We start from the raw sequence: 17,980 nt of genomic DNA on the forward strand, positions 1-17,980 counted from the left end.
TTATTTAGATTGAATATTAGCTTGAATTTTAGGTACATATAATAACTGATTATCTTCTATTACCTTTTCGTTCCATTCGGTTCCAGAGTCGCCAATAACCTCTTTGCGCTGCTGTTCGGTGGCGATTCGCATATTACCCGTACCGGTTGCCTCTGAAGGTAAACGCCCTAACGTTAATGTTTCTAAAATATTATAGGCTTCATCACCCAGAGGCGCGCCATTGTTTTGCCAACGCTTGTAAGTACTGGCAAAATTTTTGAAATGTTCTGGTGATAGCCAGTGGAAAATCATGGAAAGATGTGCCGGGAATTCAGCTAAGATCTCCGTTTTTACCCACGCCTCCAGTTTATAAGGATCGACTTTATCATTCTCAATAAGTTGACGATTAATTACCACACTGACCATAAATGAAAAGCGGTCAGCCAGGGCATATTTGTCATTGGAAAAGTACCAATGGTAGCGCCATGCGTCTTCTGGTTTTGGAAAATTATATTGTTGGCCCGGTATTTTTTTAATTAATATCCGGCCTTTAATGCGATCAAATTCTACAACTTGTGCTTTAAGCTCATAATCGGTTGGAGAATCACTATTAGCTAATATTGCTGTCGGCGGTCCATCGGGGGTAATAACATATTTCAGGGTGATTTCATCATTGACTTCGATCATGGCAGGGAAGGGACTTTGGGTGCTGGAGGTGATCCAACGTTCATCTTCTGTTCCCGTTTGATATGTGTCACTGGCATAAACCAGTTGGTAATCCATATCCTCCATCCATACCGGGCTATTACACCAGCGTAAATTACCTTGCTTAAACGCTTGTTCCACGCGGTTTAAATTGCGCTCTAGATCGGTGCTATTACGGGTGTTAAGAGAGAAGGCGTCTCCTGTAATATCGGTGATCATTTGGCCTCGTAATATGAATTTTCTGTCTCCCTCAATAATAATCAGATTAATGACCTGCCCGTGCAATAATTGGTCCGCTGTTCCTTTCTGGGTAATGATTAATTGATGATTTTTATCATTTGGCTCACTTTTTATTTCCAGATTATCGGGTTTTTGCTCACTATCGAATTTTTTGTCAGGTTTTATCGGTAATAGCTGAAGATGTTCAATCAGATAGAAAGGCAAATTAGCCAAGTTGGGGTTGTCTTTAAAACATTCTCCACCTAAGCCAATGCGGGCGGCGATCCGTTTTTGCAGCGCGGATACTTTATCAACACGAATATTATTACGCTGATAGGTCAATTCAGGTTGTTGCGCCAAATAGCCGCGCTGAGTAGAGAGAAAATCCAATGAATCCAGAGTGAGTGGTCTGGCTGCGCGATGGGTGCCAAAATATTCCAATAAGTAATTTAGGATTGATAATTCTTTTGCATAATTTTGCGGGTGAATTCCGTCATCATTATTGATTTGGGAATCATTATTTAGTTGTTTGATTAAATCAGGTATGATCTCCTGATGGACTTTCTGACCGACAGTATTGGTTTTAAAAGGCCATTTGGCGCCATATACTGCATTTCCCCGTTGTTTAAAGGCTAACAATTTCGGCAAAATAGCAAGTTCAGCGCAGCCGTTAGCCAGCATCTGTTCAAAAGGCAGCATAAATTGGTGCAAGTGTATTTGCTGTTGAGTTTCCGCATAGGTCTGTAATCCATAGCAGGCGGGTAATTTATTGCTGATCGGATAGTAGTCCAGAACTTTACGATGTTTGCCCCAGTTTAATAGTTCGGGTTGTGTCTGAATTAATGGTGCAATAATAATTTTGTTCTCTATATCTTGTTTAGAAACGGCGACTTTTACCCCGCCTTTGGCGGTAATAATGAGCGGGCTTGCTGGTGAAGTAATTAAGCTTAAGGGATCACTGCCCCATAGCCTGGGATAATATCTTTGAGCGATTGTCCAGGACCAATTATCGTCCGCCAACGGAGAAATATTTTCATCGTGTTTGCCTAATGCTAATTGGGTAATACTTTGTACTCCGGGGATAGCCAATAAGCAATTAGCCAAATGGCTGAGTTTTAATTCTGTCGGCTTGGTGTAATCTTTGGCTGCCGGTAATTCGGGTATCCAGCCGTGATGTAAATAAGGTCCCGCGAATATTTCTTCATTACTGTAGCCTAATTCTTTCATGGCCTGAGTGGTATGACGTAACGGTTTAGCCAATACCATCTGTGCGGTTGTCATATAGACTTTGGCGAAGATGTCAGCAATATCTTTTACATCATCATCCAGCTCGATAGCAAGCTGCAACAGGAAATCCGTCGGTTGTAGCCAGATAATTTTACTGACGGATTCCCCTAGATTACGGTTATTTTTTAAGAAAGCCGCCAGACTCTGTTGTGCCAGTACCTTATCGGCCTCAGTTTCCTGGCTAGGGAGTAAATAAAGCCAGTAGTTGCCTCTCAGGGTTAACTGTTGGCTATCTGGCGTCTGAATGAAACTGTATTCACGTTTCTGTTTGTTATACCAGTACTGATAACGTTCACTTTCAGGTTCACGAACTAGCTGCACATCGTTAAAGAAAAAATAACCTTCACTTTTGTCGTTAATATTATCGCTGCTATGTAAATCCAGTAAGGCGCGGCGATAATCTTCCGCGGTAATGGGGCCGCAGGTCAGCATTTGTTGTGGGCCGAATTCTTGTGGAAAAATGCCATCGTTCGGTGTCTGTTCTTGTTTTTCGGGGGTAAGCAGATCGCGCAGGGGTAGCGAATGACGATAGGCCAGATCAGATGCACCGTAACAACCGGCTTCTAATAAGGTAATACCGGGATCATTTTCTGCTGTATTGCTCCAGAGTTGCCCAGACTGTTGCTCAATCACTGTCTTGGCTTGAGTGAGTAGGGTTTCAAAGGCGATATCGTCTTTAACGGTGGGAAACAGGGCATCCTGATTATCCATTGTTTGCTCCTTTATTAGCGGAACTCTTTTCTGACCAAACTAAAATCAGTACTTCATTATCAGCGGCCTCTACGCTGTCACCGACTGCTTCTGCGGTTTGGGGTGATTTTTTCAACGTTAAGTTAGTGACCCGTTCAACTAAAGGTGACTGCTGAATGGTGGCTAATAACGGGTAGTAATCAATGCGATTACCGGTTGTGACGCCGATAGCGCTATCTTCTGCCCACGGCATATATTTTCGGCTTAGCTCCTGCTGTAACTGATGACGGCCATAGTCGGGATTAACCCCTGCGACAAATACCAGTTGATAGCTGATCAGCACGTCAACGTATTTGGGATTGTCGATTTTGAGGGTGGTCCAAGGGCTGCTTAACTGGCTTATCCAATCGGCCATTTCCGCCAGTCGGGCCGGATTCAGGATCGGGCGCAGCGCATCGTCGTTATCTTTGTAACGACTGTTAGGGATCACAGTCAGTTGTTGCGTTTCCGGCGCCGGGATTTTGGTTAGTTCATTGGCGGAAGGGTATTTGACATCAAATATACTGATAAAATTCTCTTTCAGTAGCGTAACGATATTATCCCAACTTAAAGCACGGTTACGATGGGATAACCGGGGAGGAATTCGCTTGAGAAAAGCGGATTCTGTTTCTTTCGGATGACCGTTCCAGGATGCCCAGGGTTGCGTCACACGGTTAATGGCATCGGACGCGCTGACGGTCTGCTTGATGCTATCGGCGGCTAATCCATTGATAAAGTGATCATTTTCAATGGTTTCTACGTTGATTAAAGTGGCGGTTGTCGCGTTATACAGTATGCCTTGCATTTTTGGGTAATTCTCAGGGGCGGTCTGTTGAGTGATCTCGGCTTTCAACCAGTATCGTCCTGACGGCATTAAGGCTGCCTGATTTGACGCGTCTTGTGGCAATAACGTACTCCATATTCCCCGGTCAAACAGGTTGTGAGTTTGGTCGTGGACCAGTTGATTTAATGGCTGCCAGGTGTTTTGTTGATTCAGATAGGACCAAAATAGCGTAAGTTGCTGAATACCGACCAGTTGCCAGTATAGGGATAAGGTTTGTCCCGGTGACACGTTAGTGAAACCCAAATAGAGTGCGTCATTGGCGAATGAAGGCGTTTCAGCGTTCGCGTTTCCCCAACCGAAAGGCGTGAGAGGATAAACGGTGTATTGCTCGGTTTTTACTTTAGCGCTGAATGTGATTTGCAATGCGCTGATTTGTGGGGTGTAGGGTAAATTTTTACCGGTCGGATCTTGCCAGTATTGGGTGTGCATAAAATCCTGTTCAGCCAATTCTATGCGCACTGACGCAGGCCAGTCGTTGGGTGATGGGCTATCAGACACAGAGTAGTCCATTGTCGGTAAGGTAAAACTCAGGCTTTGTCCTTGAGGTGCATCGGTTCCGCCAAATAACGATGGGGTTCCCGTGAGCTTTTTTCTTTCCTGAGGCGTGACTAAATAGCCCTGGACTTTAAACGCGCTATTATCCGGTTCAGGGGTGTACCCTTTATACCAGGCTTTAAAACTCTTTGTCGGCAAGCCAACCCATTGCGGAGTCAGGGTAAGCGTCGCGTTTTCAGAACCATACCATTCAGGGGCAACCAGATTAAAGCCGGAACCCAACGATGGAAATTGACCAAAGGGGAAACTGGTTTTATCGGTTTGTTCAGTTCCGCCGTCAGAGGCATAGTGCACACTACGGTTGCCGTTAATGTTGATTGCAATCCCGGTAATTTTGGGCAAAGTGGGTTTTTGAGTCGTGCCTAATGTTAATACCGGTACGTCGAATGTCATGCCGTCAAGGTTATCTGGCGGGCTGATAGGATCAGCCGTGGATGATAATCCTAGTTCAATATTCTTTTTGTCGATAAGTTTTACCGACAACGATAACCAGTGATCTTCTGCACTGATTTTAGCGGTGAGATGTTCCGCTTGACCTTCCCAATCATTTTCCAGCGTCAATGTGATATGGCGTTCTCCGGCGGACATTGCAAATAAAGAGGAGGTAATCAGATAACCGGATAGCACCGGCATATCATTAGCTGTCGGGCTAAAAAGTCGGATACCTTTTTCAGGTAATGCAATGTTATCCGAAAGATTAAAAGGGATTGCCGATTGCCAGCCATTATTGCCGTCTTTCCTATACCAACGCAGGTCGGTCAGCGCCCCTTGATTGGCCAATAAATCCGTGTCTGACGCATACTGTAACGAATTGCCGGCGCTATCTTGCCCGGCATCAAACAGCGTGCCTTGTGCTACTAAAAATTCCGCGTTATCCGTATTCAGGATAACGCTGATGGCGACACTATCCGCTTGGGCGTTTTTAGGATTCAGTCCCAGTAATTCTCGATAATAAAGATCACGGTGTCGTGCCGGGAAGGTGTTTAATAAGCGTTTGGTTGTTTCTAATAGTTTTAAAAAAGCCAGTACGAAAGCCTGATGTGGCGGTAAAAGGCCATTGGCTTGATTAACTTGCTGGTAAATATTGGCTAATTGCTGAGGACTATTTTTTTGAATAAAGTAGAAACTGTCCCAGAACTGTTTTTTATCTTGATCGAAAGGGATGATTGCGGCGTATTTTTTAAGCCAGTTTAAAATATCCAGCGTACTTCTTTCATCAAGTTTAAACGCAGTATTTGGCACAATAGCGGAGAGTTTATTATCTAACTCGGCCTGTCCCATATTGACACCACCTATTATTTGAATATATTCCTGATCAATTTTCAGGAGATCATGGTTATTTAGAAATAAGGTTGAAGGGAGGATTTATCCGGCAGTGACGCTATATTGGCTGGCGATAAAACGGCCTTTTCCCATACTCGGCGTTGTCACATCCGGGCCGCTCGATGGATTATTCGCCGGTTGTGTCGGCATGAAACGGGCGGTAAATTGCTGTCCGACAATAATCACTGTGGCGGTGCTGCGACAAAAGTTTGCCTGCTGGCTGGCATCCAATTGAGCAATGGTGACCATTCCCATACCGGGTATCGGATGGCTAGGGGTAATATATTGCGCCTGAAATTGGACCTTTTTTTCGTCACCCACAATGGCGATCTTTTTGCCTTGGATCTGAGCGTGCCCGCTGCCTCTGATGGTCGCCGGCCCTAGAAGGGTGACTTGCCGGTTGCCGAATAACGGTTCAAATAGCAGATTGTCGCCATCCACCACTAGTTGCTTACTCATAGATGCACCCACACCTGGCCTTCGCTGACTTCAAGGATGCCATCAATTTGTTGGTTGATTTCGCTCCCTCTCAGGGTGTAAGTCACCTGAACATGCAGGGTGTTGGGCAAGTCCGTTCTCTGATTGACCTGAATTATCGTGATTTCCGCACGTGGTTCATAACGCAATACCCGTTCTTCAATTCGGGTTTGGATTTCTGCTATCAGTGCATCATTGATATTGGCAAACAGATAATCATTCAGGCCACAACCGTAATCTTCACGCATAATCCGTTCGCCGGGTTCAGTGAGAAAAAGAATTTTCATGCTTTGGCGAACATTTTCCGCGCCTGCCGCCATTTGGACACCGGTGGGTATTTCTGAGTGTGCATTATCTTGGATAGAAAATTGTGGCGGAAAAGCCCAACCCCGGCCATAAATATCGGCTAATATGTTGTCTGTCATTTTGCTGTCCTATTATTGTGTTAAGTTAATTTTCGCACCTTTAATATCGACGCCGGACTTTCCTGTGGCTGACAGGGATTTTTCCGCCTGTAGGTTAATTTCCTGACCTTTAGTGATAATATTCTTGGCCGAATCTAGCGTGATATCTTTATCCTGTTGCAGAGATAATGAATGTTTCCCGCTATTAAGAGCGGCAATTTTATCTTGATGATTGAATATTAGTTCTTGCTGATTATCCCCTTGTTTAATGACCAAGGTTTTTATTGGGTTTTTCTCACTAGGTTCTATCGGTGTTTTATTTTTCGGGTTGTGCATAGCGCCTAATATCACCGGGAAACGGGGATCGCATTCAAAAAAGCCGATAATCACTTCATCCCCCGGTTCCGGGTAGAAACAGAACCCGCTTTCATGACTGGCGTAAGGTTTACCCAGTCGGGCAAACAGCACGCTGTTGGTTAAATTTAACGCCGGTATCCTGACCGGAATTCGGTCTAGTGACTGTTTGTCCTGTTGGTATTTCTCCACAATCCCTACATGCAGCTCTTTAACCTGCGGGACCGCCGGTTCTGTCTCCGGCAACAAACCCAGAGTTAACCGGGTACGCCAACCTTGCCGTTGATTGATGGTCTGACTGACGCCGGTGATAACGCCTTTGCCATCCATTCCCTGACCAAAGCCGCTTAACGCCAGAACATCCCCCGGTTGATAGCGGCTATTCCCTGCAACTTCAACATTGCCGGAGACGTTATCACTGCGCAGGTTATTCAGGATGCCTTGCGCAAGGTATTTGGCTTGTTCATTATCTTGCGGATAGCTAAAAACCCATTGCCATGCCTGATCGGTCAAAGTTGCCAAACTGTCTGGCGCGAGTTGACCACTGCCAAGCCGACTGTTTTTTGCCTGAGTGGCCTGAGACAGTTTTTGTTGTGTGATATTCCAGGATTGTACGCTCACTGTTTTGGGGTTGTGCCGGTTATCCCATTGCAGATCTGCTTCAAACAGCACAATGCCTTGATCGCCGGCACGTTGTTTAATCGTGTGCACCGTTGACTGATTAAGTGATTCCGGCGTCGCCAGCGTGACCGTTTCGTTACCGGGTAATAACCAGATATTGGTGGCGGCCAGCCGGCTTTTTAAGAATTTCCAGTCATGACAGCGAAACTGGACCATTTGCTCATGCTCAGTTTTAAGCTGAGGCGCCTGTTTTATCGTGACGGGTATTCCTGCCTGACTGAATAGTTTTCTGATAATGGCTTCATCACTTTGTTGGCTGAATAGCTGTGAATGGAAATTGTCAGTGAGTTTTTGCAGTGGATGTTTCGCCGTTAGAGTAACCAGACTGTCCTGACCTTTGAACTTAAGCGCTTGTCGAACAATGATCCCCTTAAACAACACGGTTTTTTGCAGTTGCACGATCAGTTCTTGATTTGGCCGACAGCTTATGAGTTCAGCTTGCGCTTTAGCGGAGAAAATCGCGTTAGCGTCACCGGCTACGTTAAGGGTGATCTTGGCGGTGGGAATACCGTTGATTTGATGGTTGACGGTCAGACTAATGACAGAAAACTGGTTAAGGGTTTTTCCCGCTATTTTAACGTCTATCGCCGGTATCTTCATGCGTCCCCCTGTGCCTGTAGCGTTTGCCCGGGGGTGAAATCATCAAGATTATCCAGATTGTTTTGCCAAGCGAGGGTGAGGTAATCAATGCCGCCAGCCAGAGAAGCCCCGGCGCCTAAGGCGATTAACGGCAGCGAGAGCATATCGGTGACGCTGACTGCGGTGATCGGCGGTGATTTTAACTGCTGTTCAGTGGCTTGAATAACAAAGCTTTCGTCCGCGATCAGCGATAAAGTGACGCTGGCTCGCAGCGGGGTGGCGTCCCGGTCAAACAGGGTGTAATTGATGGTAAGATCACTAGCCCGGCAAGCGAAATAACCTTTGTTTTCCCAACGCATTTTGCCCCATTTGATTTTGAGGAAGTGGGGTACGCTGGTGCTGGCATCCACCGTACACAGGGCTTTCAAGGTTGAGAGTTGGGTTTCTACCGGAATGTTGTTGCCCGGCATAGTGGCGTCAAATAGCAGAACTAACGTTAAACCGGCGGGTTGTGATAGCACGTAGCGGCTGCTTTGGCTGGCGTTGTTAACGCTTTCGTCCTGTTGATAGCGGGTTTGATAATCGAGCTGAATCCCATCAGGGTTATACATGGCCTGTAAGCTGCCGACGGAGATTTTCCCTTCCCGGTCTTTAAAGGCGGTCAGGGTGAGTTTGGACAGGCTGCGTTCAATTAAGCTCATAATAGCCTCCGGTTTCACGCAACGCCTCTAACACTTCCCGTTTGACGATTTCGATCAGACGGGCGTTATCCAGCGTCTCTTGGGCTAATGTCTGTGGTGTGATGGGATTGCGTGTGATGGGATTACTCTCGGAATCAGTCACTTTAGCCCGAATAATCAGCTCCTTAATTTCGACGGTCATACTTTCACTCCTAACCAGCGCATATCTTGATAACGCAACTCCAGTGAGTTCACCAAAACGGTGTTGCTATTGGCGTCAAAGTCGCCGGTGGACCAGCGTACCGGTAGCGCGTTGCTTAATGTCCAGCTTGCCACGGGTAACGAATTTTCATTCAGTAACATAATCACAACATCGGCGTAGACCGCTTTTTCGCCACGCAGGACGCGATCAAACACCAGCGTGAGTGGTGTCACGGTCATCACGCCACGTTCCAACATCAGACTGCCATGTTGGATTTTTTCGGCCAACCAGGTATTTCTGGCGTTTTCTCCGCCCTGGCTGTGTTGGGTGGTTTGCAGCTCGCGGCTCAGGCCCGATATCCGTTGAAAGGCGATATCCAGTGGACTGGGAATGTTGTTAAAAAGAAAACTGGCGATAAAACGGTGTGACACTGCCGGGGTGTAGAGGTTGTTCATATTTTGCCTCTGTTTAACTTTTGTTTCTGTTTAACTTAGCGGGTGGTACCGGTACGGGTATCGAATGTCAGGCTTAGCTCAATAAATTCAGCCGGAATTAAGACTGCGAGGCTGATTTTCATGATCATTTTTCCGGCCCGTATATCGACTTCACTCATTGATTCACCCACACCCAATAACACCTTGAACGCCTGATCTTCTTGGATGCCTCGTAGCCCGCCGTTTAACCATAATTGACGCAACCAGTTGTGGGCTTGTCCTTTAAGTTTCATCCAAGTGATAGCGTTATTAGGCTCAAAGACAAAGGCGCGACCTAGTTGGGTCATATGGGCTTCGATATAAGAAACCAGACGACGGATTTGGATATAACGCCAGAGTGAACCGGGAGTGTTGTCCAAGGTTCGGCATCCCCAGATCCGAATACCTTTGCCGGGAAAGCTGCGCACCAGATTCAGTGAGGCGCTGTCCGGGTTAAACAGGGCATTCGCTTCAATATAAGAGTGGACCGGGCTAATCACTTTGGCTAAGGCAATGTTGGCCGGCGCGGTCCAGACGCCTTGTTGGTTATCGTTACGCTGGATGACGGCAGCCACGGCGGCGGTGGGTGAAAGTACGATAGGGTTTTGCGCGTTATCCTGATAGGCGCTTTTCAGCAGCGGCCAGTATACGGCGCCCCATTGTCGATCAGCGGAAGAGAACCGTTTTAAACACTCAGCGGCTAATGTGGGATTGTCTGGGGCATCCAATAATCCCATGATACCGCGTCGGCTTTTGCAAAGATTGAGCGCCGATTGCCAAAATTTTAACCAAAGATCTCTTTGAGTATAGGAAACCTCTGTCTGATTAAAGCGGATAACATCCGGGGTGATAATCAGAGTAATATCGTTCTCTGCGGAAATCGTTTGTGTCAGCCACGTTTGTTGCAGCGCGGTGATCAATGACGAAAAATCGCTTGATGGCTTCTCCGTACCCAGTGACAGCACATAAGCTTGCTGGCCGCCGTTTTCAAAGAAATGGCGCACGGAATAGTACATTAATCCTGACTCAGGAAATGACCGGGTAAAATCGGCCAGGCTGTGGAGCTTGATAGCGATTTTATTGACTGGCGATGAGGTGTAACCAATAAAAACCGGTATACCGATAAACGTGTCATCCTGTTTTGGGGATATCAGGTTTTCTGTGACGGTGACGCTCGGCTGTGTTATCTCCATTATCGTCTCCTTAGCGACTGAATAGACGCGGTGTTTAACCGCGTCTCAGTACGATTACTGTGCTACATGTTGTGAAAACTGAAGGATAATAAATTCAGCCGGGCGTACCGCGGCCATGCCCACTTTGACAATCATTTTCCCTTGTTTAATGTCGTCGTCAGACATGGTGATACCTTTACCAATCTGAACAAAATAAGCTTCCTGAGGTTTATTTCCCGCTAATGCCCCTTGTTGCCATAAGGAATAGAGATAATTGTCAATGGCTGACTTCACTCGCTCCCAAGTAGGTTGGCTATTGGGTTCAAAAACAGCGGTGCGCATGGCTTGCTTGATATCCCGTTCTGCGCTGTTAAACAGACGTCGAACCGGAATATAGCGCCAGTTGTCATCATTTTGCAGAGTACGTGCGCCCCACACCACAAAGCCCCGCCCATTGAAATAGCGAATAGCATTGATGCCCTGTTGATTCATGGTGCCTTGTTCATCGTCATTGAGTCGTTCAGTGACATCATTGATACCGCTTAGCACGACATTCGCCGGGGCTTTCCAGACACCACGGCTGGCGTCAGTGGCACAATACACGCCCGCCATTACTGCACTGGCAGGAATGACGTTGCCGTTGGTGGCTATTTTGTTCTGTATTGTTTGAGTAGCTTGTTGGTAGACAGCTAGATTTTTCTGTTTGAGTTGTGACAGATTGGTGATTGCATCGGGCTTTGTTTCCGCATCTTCATAACCTGAAACAGCTATAGCACTATCTTCCGCTTGCATAAGTTGTGAGACTTTCACCGCTGGATAGTAAGTTGCGGTTTGCGATTGCACATTAACGCCAGGTATGCTGGTTTTAGTTTGGCTGTCAGCGATCAGAAAATAGCCGGCATTCAATAATGCGGGGGTTAAGCTGTTGTATATCGCGCTCTGGTAAGAAGAATCCTGTTCCGGGCAGACGATTAAAGTAATCTCCAGAGCCTGCTCAATTAACTCAGGGATTAATGCCGAAGTAGCAGTATCTTGGGGATTAGCAACCGGCAGGATATAACAAGGTCCACCGCCATTTTGAAAATAAAGTTTTACTGCGTCACTACTTGTTGTGTAGGTACCGACAGTCACAGTGTAAGTGTAACCGGAGTCTGTATCACCTGCGTTAAGAGCGATATCGGTAGTCGCGACAACTGCTGCATCGCCTGCAACTTTCTCGGAAGGCGGAGTGGGAGGCGGTGGTGTTGGTTTAGTCGATGTGATGGCGATTGACGTAATACAACCGACATTAAATAGATTGGTAAAATCCAGCCAGCTACTAACACGTACCGCTTTTAGGGGTGAGCTAGTTTTTTTAGGTTGGAAACGGCCAATAAAAACAGGTATTGCGGTATTCCCGTGGCTGACAGAGAGCGATAATGACGCATCTTCTTCAATATAGACGCCAGGATAAGTTGGTGTCGTTGGCATGCTGCCTCCAATTATTGTGCGATATTCTGCGTGAACTGCAAGATAATGAATTCGGCTGGACGGACAGCGGCCATACCGATTTTGACGATCATTTTGCCCTGCTTGATATCGTCATCAGTCATGGTGACGCCTTTACCGATTTGGACAAAATAAGCCTGTTCGGCTTTGTCGCCCATCAATCCGCCTTGCTGCCAGAGGGAATGGAGATAGTTATCAATGGCCCGGCGTACAGCTTCCCAAGTCGGTTGGCTGTTAGGCTCGAACACCGCGAAACTCATGGCGTTTTTAATGTCCCGTTCCGCGCTGTTAAACAGGCGACGAACCGGGATATAACGCCAGTTATCGCTGTCTTCAAGGGTTCTGGCTCCCCAGACCAGCGTACCAATCCTAGGAAAAGTACGGATCATATTCAGTGCTTTACCTTGGTTATATTTTCCTTGCAGATCGTCGGTCATCGGATATTTAGGTTGTAATCCGCCCTGAACAGGAACGTTGGCGGGGGCTTGCCAGACGCCCCGGCTATTATCGACACTGGCATAAATACCGGCCATGACGGCACTGGGTGGAATATCAATGGAGGCTTTATTTTCTCCCCATGCAGCGGTCAGCCAGGGGTAATAAACCGCGCCATATTGAGTTGCTGAATAAGGCTTAAGTACGTCGTCTGGTTTTTTGTCTGAGGTTATTTGATCCTTTGGGCCGTCAAAAATAGCGAATAATCCTTTGCCTAATTGACAAAGTGTTCCGACGGCGGTGGTGATCTCTTCTCCGGCGGCAACCAATAGCGTGACATCATCAAGTACCGGCACTTGCTTTTCTAAATCTTGCGTTTTGACGAGATAACCATATCCACCGCCGTTAATAAAATAGGCCCGCAGTGCGATATCAAGTTTATCGGAAGGATTAAATTGTCCACCTTTTAGTGTTAAATACTCCAGCCAGCTACTGACGCGAATATAGGGCTTACTTGATATTAATGAATTATTATTTGCGACGGCAAAAACAGGCACTGCCGTTGCACCGGAACGAACAGAAAGGGACGGTGAAGCGTCCTCTTCAATATAAACGCCGGGATAAGTTGGGGTTATTGGCATATTGCCTCCAAGTTATTGTGCAATATTTTGCGCGAATTGTAGGATGATGAATTTGGTCGTGATGAGCTATGCCAATATTGATCATCATGTGTTTGCGCATGGATAATTGGCGATGTCAGACAATTATCTTCTGCAATATAAACATCGGGATAGATCGTTATTGTGGATCTATTAAGGTGCCTGAATGGTGACTCGATCCGCGACCAGTGCGATTTCTTGAATGGCAATATCATTGCTGGTGGCGTCAAAAGAGGGGGAGGTGAATGACGTTGGGAAAGCGTTTGTCACATTCCAGGTCATTAGAATCTCGGTACCGGCTTCGTTGGTCAGACTAATTGCGATATCTTTCTTCTCAACCTGATTAAGTTGAATCGCATTAATCCAGTCAAAAAGCTTAGTATCGCCGGGAAAGACGCCTTTACGCAGGGTAATATTGATCGCTTGACGTTGGCCCGGCATTTTATAGTAATTACCGGTACCATCTTTATATTCGATGACGTCGTGAGAGATATCGAGTCCGGAAACATTGTTAAAAGGGATTTTCTCATCACCGAGAGAGACAACAAACCGATAAGCAGGAATGGGATAGTCAACAGCAATTTGTTCTGGAGTTATAGCCATGATTTTTTCCTTGATTGTTTACATTTGAAATATAAGGAAAACGTCTATTACTTTGTTTTCCTTATTACCTAACGATTGAGTATAGCTACCGCAATAACCTGATTTACATAGGTCTTTATTCGTATTAAAGGGTTTGTTCAATGATTATTTAAATCACCTTTGATAAAGCGAGGTGATTATAGAGAATGATTTTTTAGGCGGTAGCATCAATTAATAATGATATTTATTTTTAATTGATGTGGCAGGTTTTAGTGATTTCATGTATCAGCGTTAATTTACTGCTTTCTGTAAACATGAAAATAAATAACAGGTGTGATTTTTATGTTGAATAATATCACGCGATTATGAGATTTTTCATTGCCTGGTAGTTTTGTTCTTTAATCATTTCAACGATAAATTAATTTTTGAATAAAAATATAATCATGAAAATGATTGCTAGTGAAATGAGTTAGAATATTTATTGGCGGTGAAAAAAGGGAACCGCGATTTCAGAAGCATGTGGATTCAAACCGGGTCTTTCGCTTGGAATGTAAATGTGCCGCTTCTATGTGTTTTGTGCATTGACTCAAGCATTTTTATGCCGATAACGTATCAAAAGTAAGTTTGTCGGACGTTTGTTCAAGTTCACTCTGGTGATTTCCATCACCGTTTCACGGCCAAGACCCATACCTCGGTGACTGTTCTGCCAGTCACCGTAAGATTCTCTTTTAACACGAATCGTTGAATACTGATTGAGAACTCTCAGCACGAGTTAGTGGCGTATTTGCTCAAGTTCGTTCTGATTCAGACCGGTGATTTTCATCACCGTTTCACGATCGATTCCGCTGTTCAGCAATGCATGAGCAATTTTTAACGTTGCCTCCTGGCGTCCTTCTTGACGTCCCTCCTGGAGTCCTTCTTGACGTCCTTCTTGGAGTCCTTCCTGAAATCCTTCTTGACGCCCCTCTTGACGTCCTTCTTGGAGTCCCTCTTGACGTGCTTTATGTTCCAATCTTTGCGCTATTGTCATCAGTACCTCCCCATACCTCGGTGACTGTTTTGCCAGTCACCGTAAGATTCTCTTTTAACACGAATCGTTGAATACTGATTAAGAACTCTCAGCACGAGTTAGTGGCGTATTTGCTCAAGTTCGTTCTGACTCAGACCGGTGGTTTTCATCACTGTTTCACGATCGATTCCGCTGTTCAGCAATGCATGAGCAATTTTTAACGTTGCTTCCTGGCGTCCCTCCTGGCGTCCCTCCTGACGTCCTTCCTGGCGTCCCTCCTGACGTCCCTCCTGACGTCCTTCCTGGCGTCCTTCCTGACGTCCTTCTTGACGTCCTTCTTGACGTCCCTCCTGACGTCCTTCTTGGAGTCCTTCCTGACGTCCTTCCTGACGTGCTTTATGTTCTAATCTTTGCGCTATTGTCATCAGTACCTCCTCATACTTCGGGGACTGTTCTGCCAGTCGCCGGATAAAACCCTCTGGATCGGCGGTATCTCCCGCCTGTAATAAGTAGTTTAGCACGCTTCTTAGCTGATCTTCCGTATGGTAACCATACGCCAGCAATATGGACAGTTTTTGCAGTGACCCCATCATGTCACGCTGCCAGATATGCTTTTGCACCATTTCCAGTAGCGCGACCCGTTTATGCGTTAGGATTTCATCATCCGAAATTACCGTCACATCTACCAGCGGGAATGGACTGGAATAGAGCTCCTTCGCCAGAGCTGGATCATCGAAGCAGTCGAGCCAATTGGTACTCCAGGGATACGGTTGTATTTTCCCGTGATAAAACAACACCGGAATGACCAGCGGCAATTTTTCATGTCCTTGCTCCAGATGCCGTTGCATGGCTGAAATACTGTAACGTATTAATCGGAACGCCATCATTTTGTCCGGGGAACTTTGGTGTTCGATCACGCAGTACACATAACCGTCACCTTGCACCGTTTTCAGTGAATACAAAATATCGGAATAATGCGCACGCAGATTGTCTTCAATAAACGACCCTGATGCCAATTGCAATGTATCCAGATCACAAACTGCCCGTAATGTGGCAGGCAAATGTATCTCTAGAAAGTCTCTGGCCGTATCAATATGACCTAGAAACTGTTTGAAAATAGCGTCATGTGGCGTTGGTGTATTTTTTTTCTTCATAGGCGGATAATAGCATACTTTTTTATATTGAAGGAATATTAAGCAAGAAACTGAGCGGACTGTGATGTCTTGAATTTCCCTCTTAATCGAAGTTCAGGTTAATTATCAACATAACTTGTTACTGGATTGGTATTGGTATAAAAGCGCAAAGCCTGATCATTGCGACTAAAACAATAGCCTAAAATAACATGATAATCCGGAGAATTAATAATTTCTTCCATCTCCTGATAGGTAGTTTTTCTGACATCTTTGATATGTATTGGTTCACTCCTATAATATTCACCTTTTCTATCATCTTTGTCTTCATTAAAAAATAGCTTTTCACGTAAGTCTTTTCTTCTGACTCCATTAGTATTAGCATCCCAATTAAACCCAAAAGCATCACCGTGAGATCCCGTTAGGATTAAAATGGGTTTACCGTCATATTGAGGATTGGACGTAATCATTCTTATCGGGTGATTTAAATCATAAGCTGTTATTGCGGTATCCGAACCATAAATTTTTTTACCATTAAATAATATAGAATGCCAATTTTTTCCACTGGCATTTCTTTTCTTAAGTTGTTGTTTGGTTAAAACAATTATTTTGGGATCACGCAACTGTTGAAACTCATTAGGTATATTAGGTTGTTTGCTAAAAGCAGGACCTCTCATATTACTGTTGCATAAATTATCAGTTTCTGATGCAGCCTCAGTCGTTCCTGCCATATGAAATTTAGGGTTGAAAAGTGAATAGGTGGAAATTTCGCTTTGATGGCCTGTTTTGGCTGATTGATGTTTCATTGAATTTGTTTTTTTATTTGCGTAGCTATCTTTTTTATCGAAAGTGGAGTACATGTTATCACCTAAGTTTTGATTCAAATGTATATTAGGGGTAAATGAAATTTAAATTTTTATTTCTCGACTTTTTTCCATTCCTTCACTTTCACGTTTCCTGGGATTTTTATTTCAAGACTGCGATTAAACTTACTATCTATACGTTCCAGAATCCCTTTTGCATCCAAACGCCCTAATTGAACTGGATTTATGCCAGATTGTTTTAATAATAATGATTTTAAGTCAGACAGTTTCCCTTTTACAGCAGGGGCTTGTGAAAGCTTTTTTTCGTGCAGCAAGTCAGGAGAAGCAAAAAATTCAGCTTCATCTAACCCAAGTTCTTTAAGGTCAGCAGGGTTTTCTATATCAACTTCTGCAAAGTGAGTCGTATTAGACAGGAATTTTCTATCAGATACTTCTCCATCTATCGCTAACAAGAAGAAAGTAAATGCCGTATTTCCTAAACGGTTCCAATCATCTTCATTAGTGTTGCTTCCTTGAGTACGTTTTAATGTTTTTATTCCCTCATTGACTAAATTAAAGTTTGATCCAATTTCATTAAATACAGGTTCTTCTGTTTGGGCAGTCGTATAATGCCTCAGAGTGAATTTCTTATCTTTTACTTTATCTAAAAGATTTGCGGGCGCTTTTTCAGAGGAGAATTTTATTTCATTATTGGTGATGTCATTCATTATTTCAAATGGTAATTTTCTATCGGAAGGAGAAAATCTATCTTTATACTGATTGAAAATATCTTCAGCTTTGGGTTTTTCATTCGGATTTTTGCGAGTGCTCGATGTTACTGAGCTTTCTTTTTTCATCACCAAATCTGGTGTATGCTCCTGTGCTTTACTTTCACTGTCACCATTCTTTACTTCGGTTTCCAGTTTTTCGGTGTGCTGTTGATTTGGGGTGTCTTGTGCATTTAAATCTTTTCTATCTCTCCTATTTTTAGATGTATCGAGTTCAAGGTGTTCAGTTTGGTGCTCAGTTTGTTTACTGCTATTTGATCTTGCAGGAGCAGCAATAGCTTGAGCTGCCTGAGGGCTAAGTTCGAATTTTTTTCTAAGTTCATTTATTATTGGCATGATATTACCACCTATAGATTGATTGAATAGTAAATAATATATGGATTAAATTAAACGCTAACACGAAAAAGTAAAATAAAAACATTA

15 protein-coding genes and 1 pseudogene are annotated in these 17,980 nt (G+C 44.7%); all 16 read right to left on the reverse strand.

Annotated elements, in window-relative coordinates; translation table 11 throughout:
* The 16 genes and pseudogenes from B0X70_RS08505 to B0X70_RS08580 all read right to left on the reverse strand — a co-directional run bounded on the left by B0X70_RS08505 (nucleotide 1) and on the right by B0X70_RS08580 (nucleotide 17,893).
* Nucleotides 1-2,901, reverse strand: a complete 2,901-nt coding sequence (locus tag B0X70_RS08505; protein WP_217471300.1) for a baseplate wedge protein — start codon at nucleotides 2,899-2,901, stop codon at nucleotides 1-3.
* Nucleotides 2,894-5,599, reverse strand: coding sequence for a baseplate J/gp47 family protein (locus B0X70_RS08510; RefSeq protein WP_217471301.1), 2,706 nt, complete (start codon nucleotides 5,597-5,599; stop codon nucleotides 2,894-2,896). Before B0X70_RS08510 ends, B0X70_RS08505 begins: the two co-directional genes overlap by 8 nt.
* 84 nt (nucleotides 5,600-5,683) lie before the next feature.
* Nucleotides 5,684-6,100 carry a contractile injection system spike tip protein gene (locus B0X70_RS08515; RefSeq protein WP_036806889.1) on the reverse strand — a complete coding sequence of 139 codons (417 nt, stop codon included), beginning with the start codon at nucleotides 6,098-6,100 and terminating at the stop codon, nucleotides 5,684-5,686.
* The gene (locus B0X70_RS08520; protein WP_036806892.1) at nucleotides 6,097-6,543 is read right to left on the reverse strand and encodes a GPW/gp25 family protein; all 447 of its coding nucleotides are present in this window, start codon (nucleotides 6,541-6,543) and stop codon (nucleotides 6,097-6,099) included. Before B0X70_RS08520 ends, B0X70_RS08515 begins: the two co-directional genes overlap by 4 nt.
* Nucleotides 6,544-6,555: 12 nt before the next feature.
* Nucleotides 6,556-8,157, reverse strand: coding sequence for a phage baseplate assembly protein V (locus B0X70_RS08525; protein ID WP_217471302.1), 1,602 nt, complete (start codon nucleotides 8,155-8,157; stop codon nucleotides 6,556-6,558).
* Entirely contained in the window at nucleotides 8,154-8,837 is a 684-nt protein-coding gene (locus tag B0X70_RS08530) for a CIS tube protein (protein ID WP_217471303.1), read from the reverse strand. Before B0X70_RS08530 ends, B0X70_RS08525 begins: the two co-directional genes overlap by 4 nt.
* Nucleotides 8,824-9,018: a DUF5908 family protein gene (locus B0X70_RS08535; RefSeq protein WP_036806901.1), complete on the reverse strand. Its 195-nt coding sequence runs from the start codon at nucleotides 9,016-9,018 to the stop codon at nucleotides 8,824-8,826. The genes B0X70_RS08530 and B0X70_RS08535 overlap by 14 nt, the downstream gene beginning before the upstream one ends.
* Nucleotides 9,015-9,473: a phage tail protein gene (locus tag B0X70_RS08540; protein ID WP_040149144.1), complete on the reverse strand. Its 459-nt coding sequence runs from the start codon at nucleotides 9,471-9,473 to the stop codon at nucleotides 9,015-9,017. Before B0X70_RS08540 ends, B0X70_RS08535 begins: the two co-directional genes overlap by 4 nt.
* Nucleotides 9,474-9,508: 35 nt before the next feature.
* A complete protein-coding gene (locus B0X70_RS08545; RefSeq protein ID WP_217471304.1) occupies nucleotides 9,509-10,684 on the reverse strand; it encodes a phage tail sheath family protein in 1,176 nt (391 codons plus the stop codon).
* A gap of 54 nt (nucleotides 10,685-10,738) precedes the next feature.
* Nucleotides 10,739-12,133 carry a phage tail sheath family protein gene (locus B0X70_RS08550; protein ID WP_217471305.1) on the reverse strand — a complete coding sequence of 465 codons (1,395 nt, stop codon included), beginning with the start codon at nucleotides 12,131-12,133 and terminating at the stop codon, nucleotides 10,739-10,741.
* An 11-nt stretch (nucleotides 12,134-12,144) separates the two neighbouring features.
* A complete protein-coding gene (locus B0X70_RS08555; protein WP_036780557.1) occupies nucleotides 12,145-13,227 on the reverse strand; it encodes a phage tail sheath family protein in 1,083 nt (360 codons plus the stop codon).
* A 171-nt stretch (nucleotides 13,228-13,398) separates the two neighbouring features.
* The gene (locus B0X70_RS08560; protein ID WP_105397212.1) at nucleotides 13,399-13,848 is read right to left on the reverse strand and encodes a contractile injection system inner tube protein; all 450 of its coding nucleotides are present in this window, start codon (nucleotides 13,846-13,848) and stop codon (nucleotides 13,399-13,401) included.
* 751 nt (nucleotides 13,849-14,599) lie between these two features.
* A pseudogene (locus B0X70_RS08565) lies at nucleotides 14,600-14,893 on the reverse strand (ISNCY family transposase); the annotation flags it as partial.
* Between the two features lie 62 nt (nucleotides 14,894-14,955).
* A complete protein-coding gene (locus B0X70_RS08570; RefSeq protein WP_110090370.1) occupies nucleotides 14,956-15,990 on the reverse strand; it encodes an Rpn family recombination-promoting nuclease/putative transposase in 1,035 nt (344 codons plus the stop codon).
* A gap of 98 nt (nucleotides 15,991-16,088) precedes the next feature.
* Complete coding sequence (locus B0X70_RS08575; RefSeq protein ID WP_110090369.1) at nucleotides 16,089-16,826, reverse strand: hypothetical protein; 738 nt, start codon at nucleotides 16,824-16,826, stop codon at nucleotides 16,089-16,091.
* A gap of 56 nt (nucleotides 16,827-16,882) precedes the next feature.
* Nucleotides 16,883-17,893, reverse strand: a complete 1,011-nt coding sequence (locus B0X70_RS08580) for a hypothetical protein (RefSeq protein WP_110090368.1) — start codon at nucleotides 17,891-17,893, stop codon at nucleotides 16,883-16,885.
* Nucleotides 17,894-17,980: the final 87 nt, after the last annotated feature.

Origin of the sequence: Photorhabdus akhurstii (genome assembly GCF_019090985.1) — a bacterium.
Classification (GTDB): domain Bacteria; phylum Pseudomonadota; class Gammaproteobacteria; order Enterobacterales; family Enterobacteriaceae; genus Photorhabdus; species Photorhabdus akhurstii.

Excerpts from the sequence above, each read along its gene's own strand:
- B0X70_RS08535 (WP_036806901.1), bottom strand. The coding sequence starts at position 9,018 with ATGACCGTCGAAATTAAGGAGCTGATTATTCGGGCTAAAGTGACTGAT.
- B0X70_RS08575 (WP_110090369.1), bottom strand. The coding sequence starts at position 16,826 with ATGTACTCCACTTTCGATAAAAAAGATAGCTACGCAAATAAAAAAACA.
- B0X70_RS08550 (WP_217471305.1), bottom strand. The coding sequence starts at position 12,133 with ATGCCAACGACACCAACTTATCCTGGCGTCTATATTGAAGAAGATGCG.
- B0X70_RS08515 (WP_036806889.1), bottom strand. The coding sequence starts at position 6,100 with ATGAGTAAGCAACTAGTGGTGGATGGCGACAATCTGCTATTTGAACCG.
- B0X70_RS08525 (WP_217471302.1), bottom strand. The coding sequence starts at position 8,157 with ATGAAGATACCGGCGATAGACGTTAAAATAGCGGGAAAAACCCTTAAC.
- B0X70_RS08580 (WP_110090368.1), bottom strand. The coding sequence starts at position 17,893 with ATGCCAATAATAAATGAACTTAGAAAAAAATTCGAACTTAGCCCTCAG.
- B0X70_RS08570 (WP_110090370.1), bottom strand. The coding sequence starts at position 15,990 with ATGAAGAAAAAAAATACACCAACGCCACATGACGCTATTTTCAAACAG.
- B0X70_RS08505 (WP_217471300.1), bottom strand. The coding sequence starts at position 2,901 with ATGGATAATCAGGATGCCCTGTTTCCCACCGTTAAAGACGATATCGCC.
- B0X70_RS08555 (WP_036780557.1), bottom strand. The coding sequence starts at position 13,227 with ATGCCAATAACCCCAACTTATCCCGGCGTTTATATTGAAGAGGACGCT.
- B0X70_RS08540 (WP_040149144.1), bottom strand. The coding sequence starts at position 9,473 with ATGAACAACCTCTACACCCCGGCAGTGTCACACCGTTTTATCGCCAGT.
- B0X70_RS08545 (WP_217471304.1), bottom strand. The coding sequence starts at position 10,684 with ATGGAGATAACACAGCCGAGCGTCACCGTCACAGAAAACCTGATATCC.
- B0X70_RS08560 (WP_105397212.1), bottom strand. The coding sequence starts at position 13,848 with ATGGCTATAACTCCAGAACAAATTGCTGTTGACTATCCCATTCCTGCT.
- B0X70_RS08530 (WP_217471303.1), bottom strand. The coding sequence starts at position 8,837 with ATGAGCTTAATTGAACGCAGCCTGTCCAAACTCACCCTGACCGCCTTT.
- B0X70_RS08510 (WP_217471301.1), bottom strand. The coding sequence starts at position 5,599 with ATGGGACAGGCCGAGTTAGATAATAAACTCTCCGCTATTGTGCCAAAT.
- B0X70_RS08520 (WP_036806892.1), bottom strand. The coding sequence starts at position 6,543 with ATGACAGACAACATATTAGCCGATATTTATGGCCGGGGTTGGGCTTTT.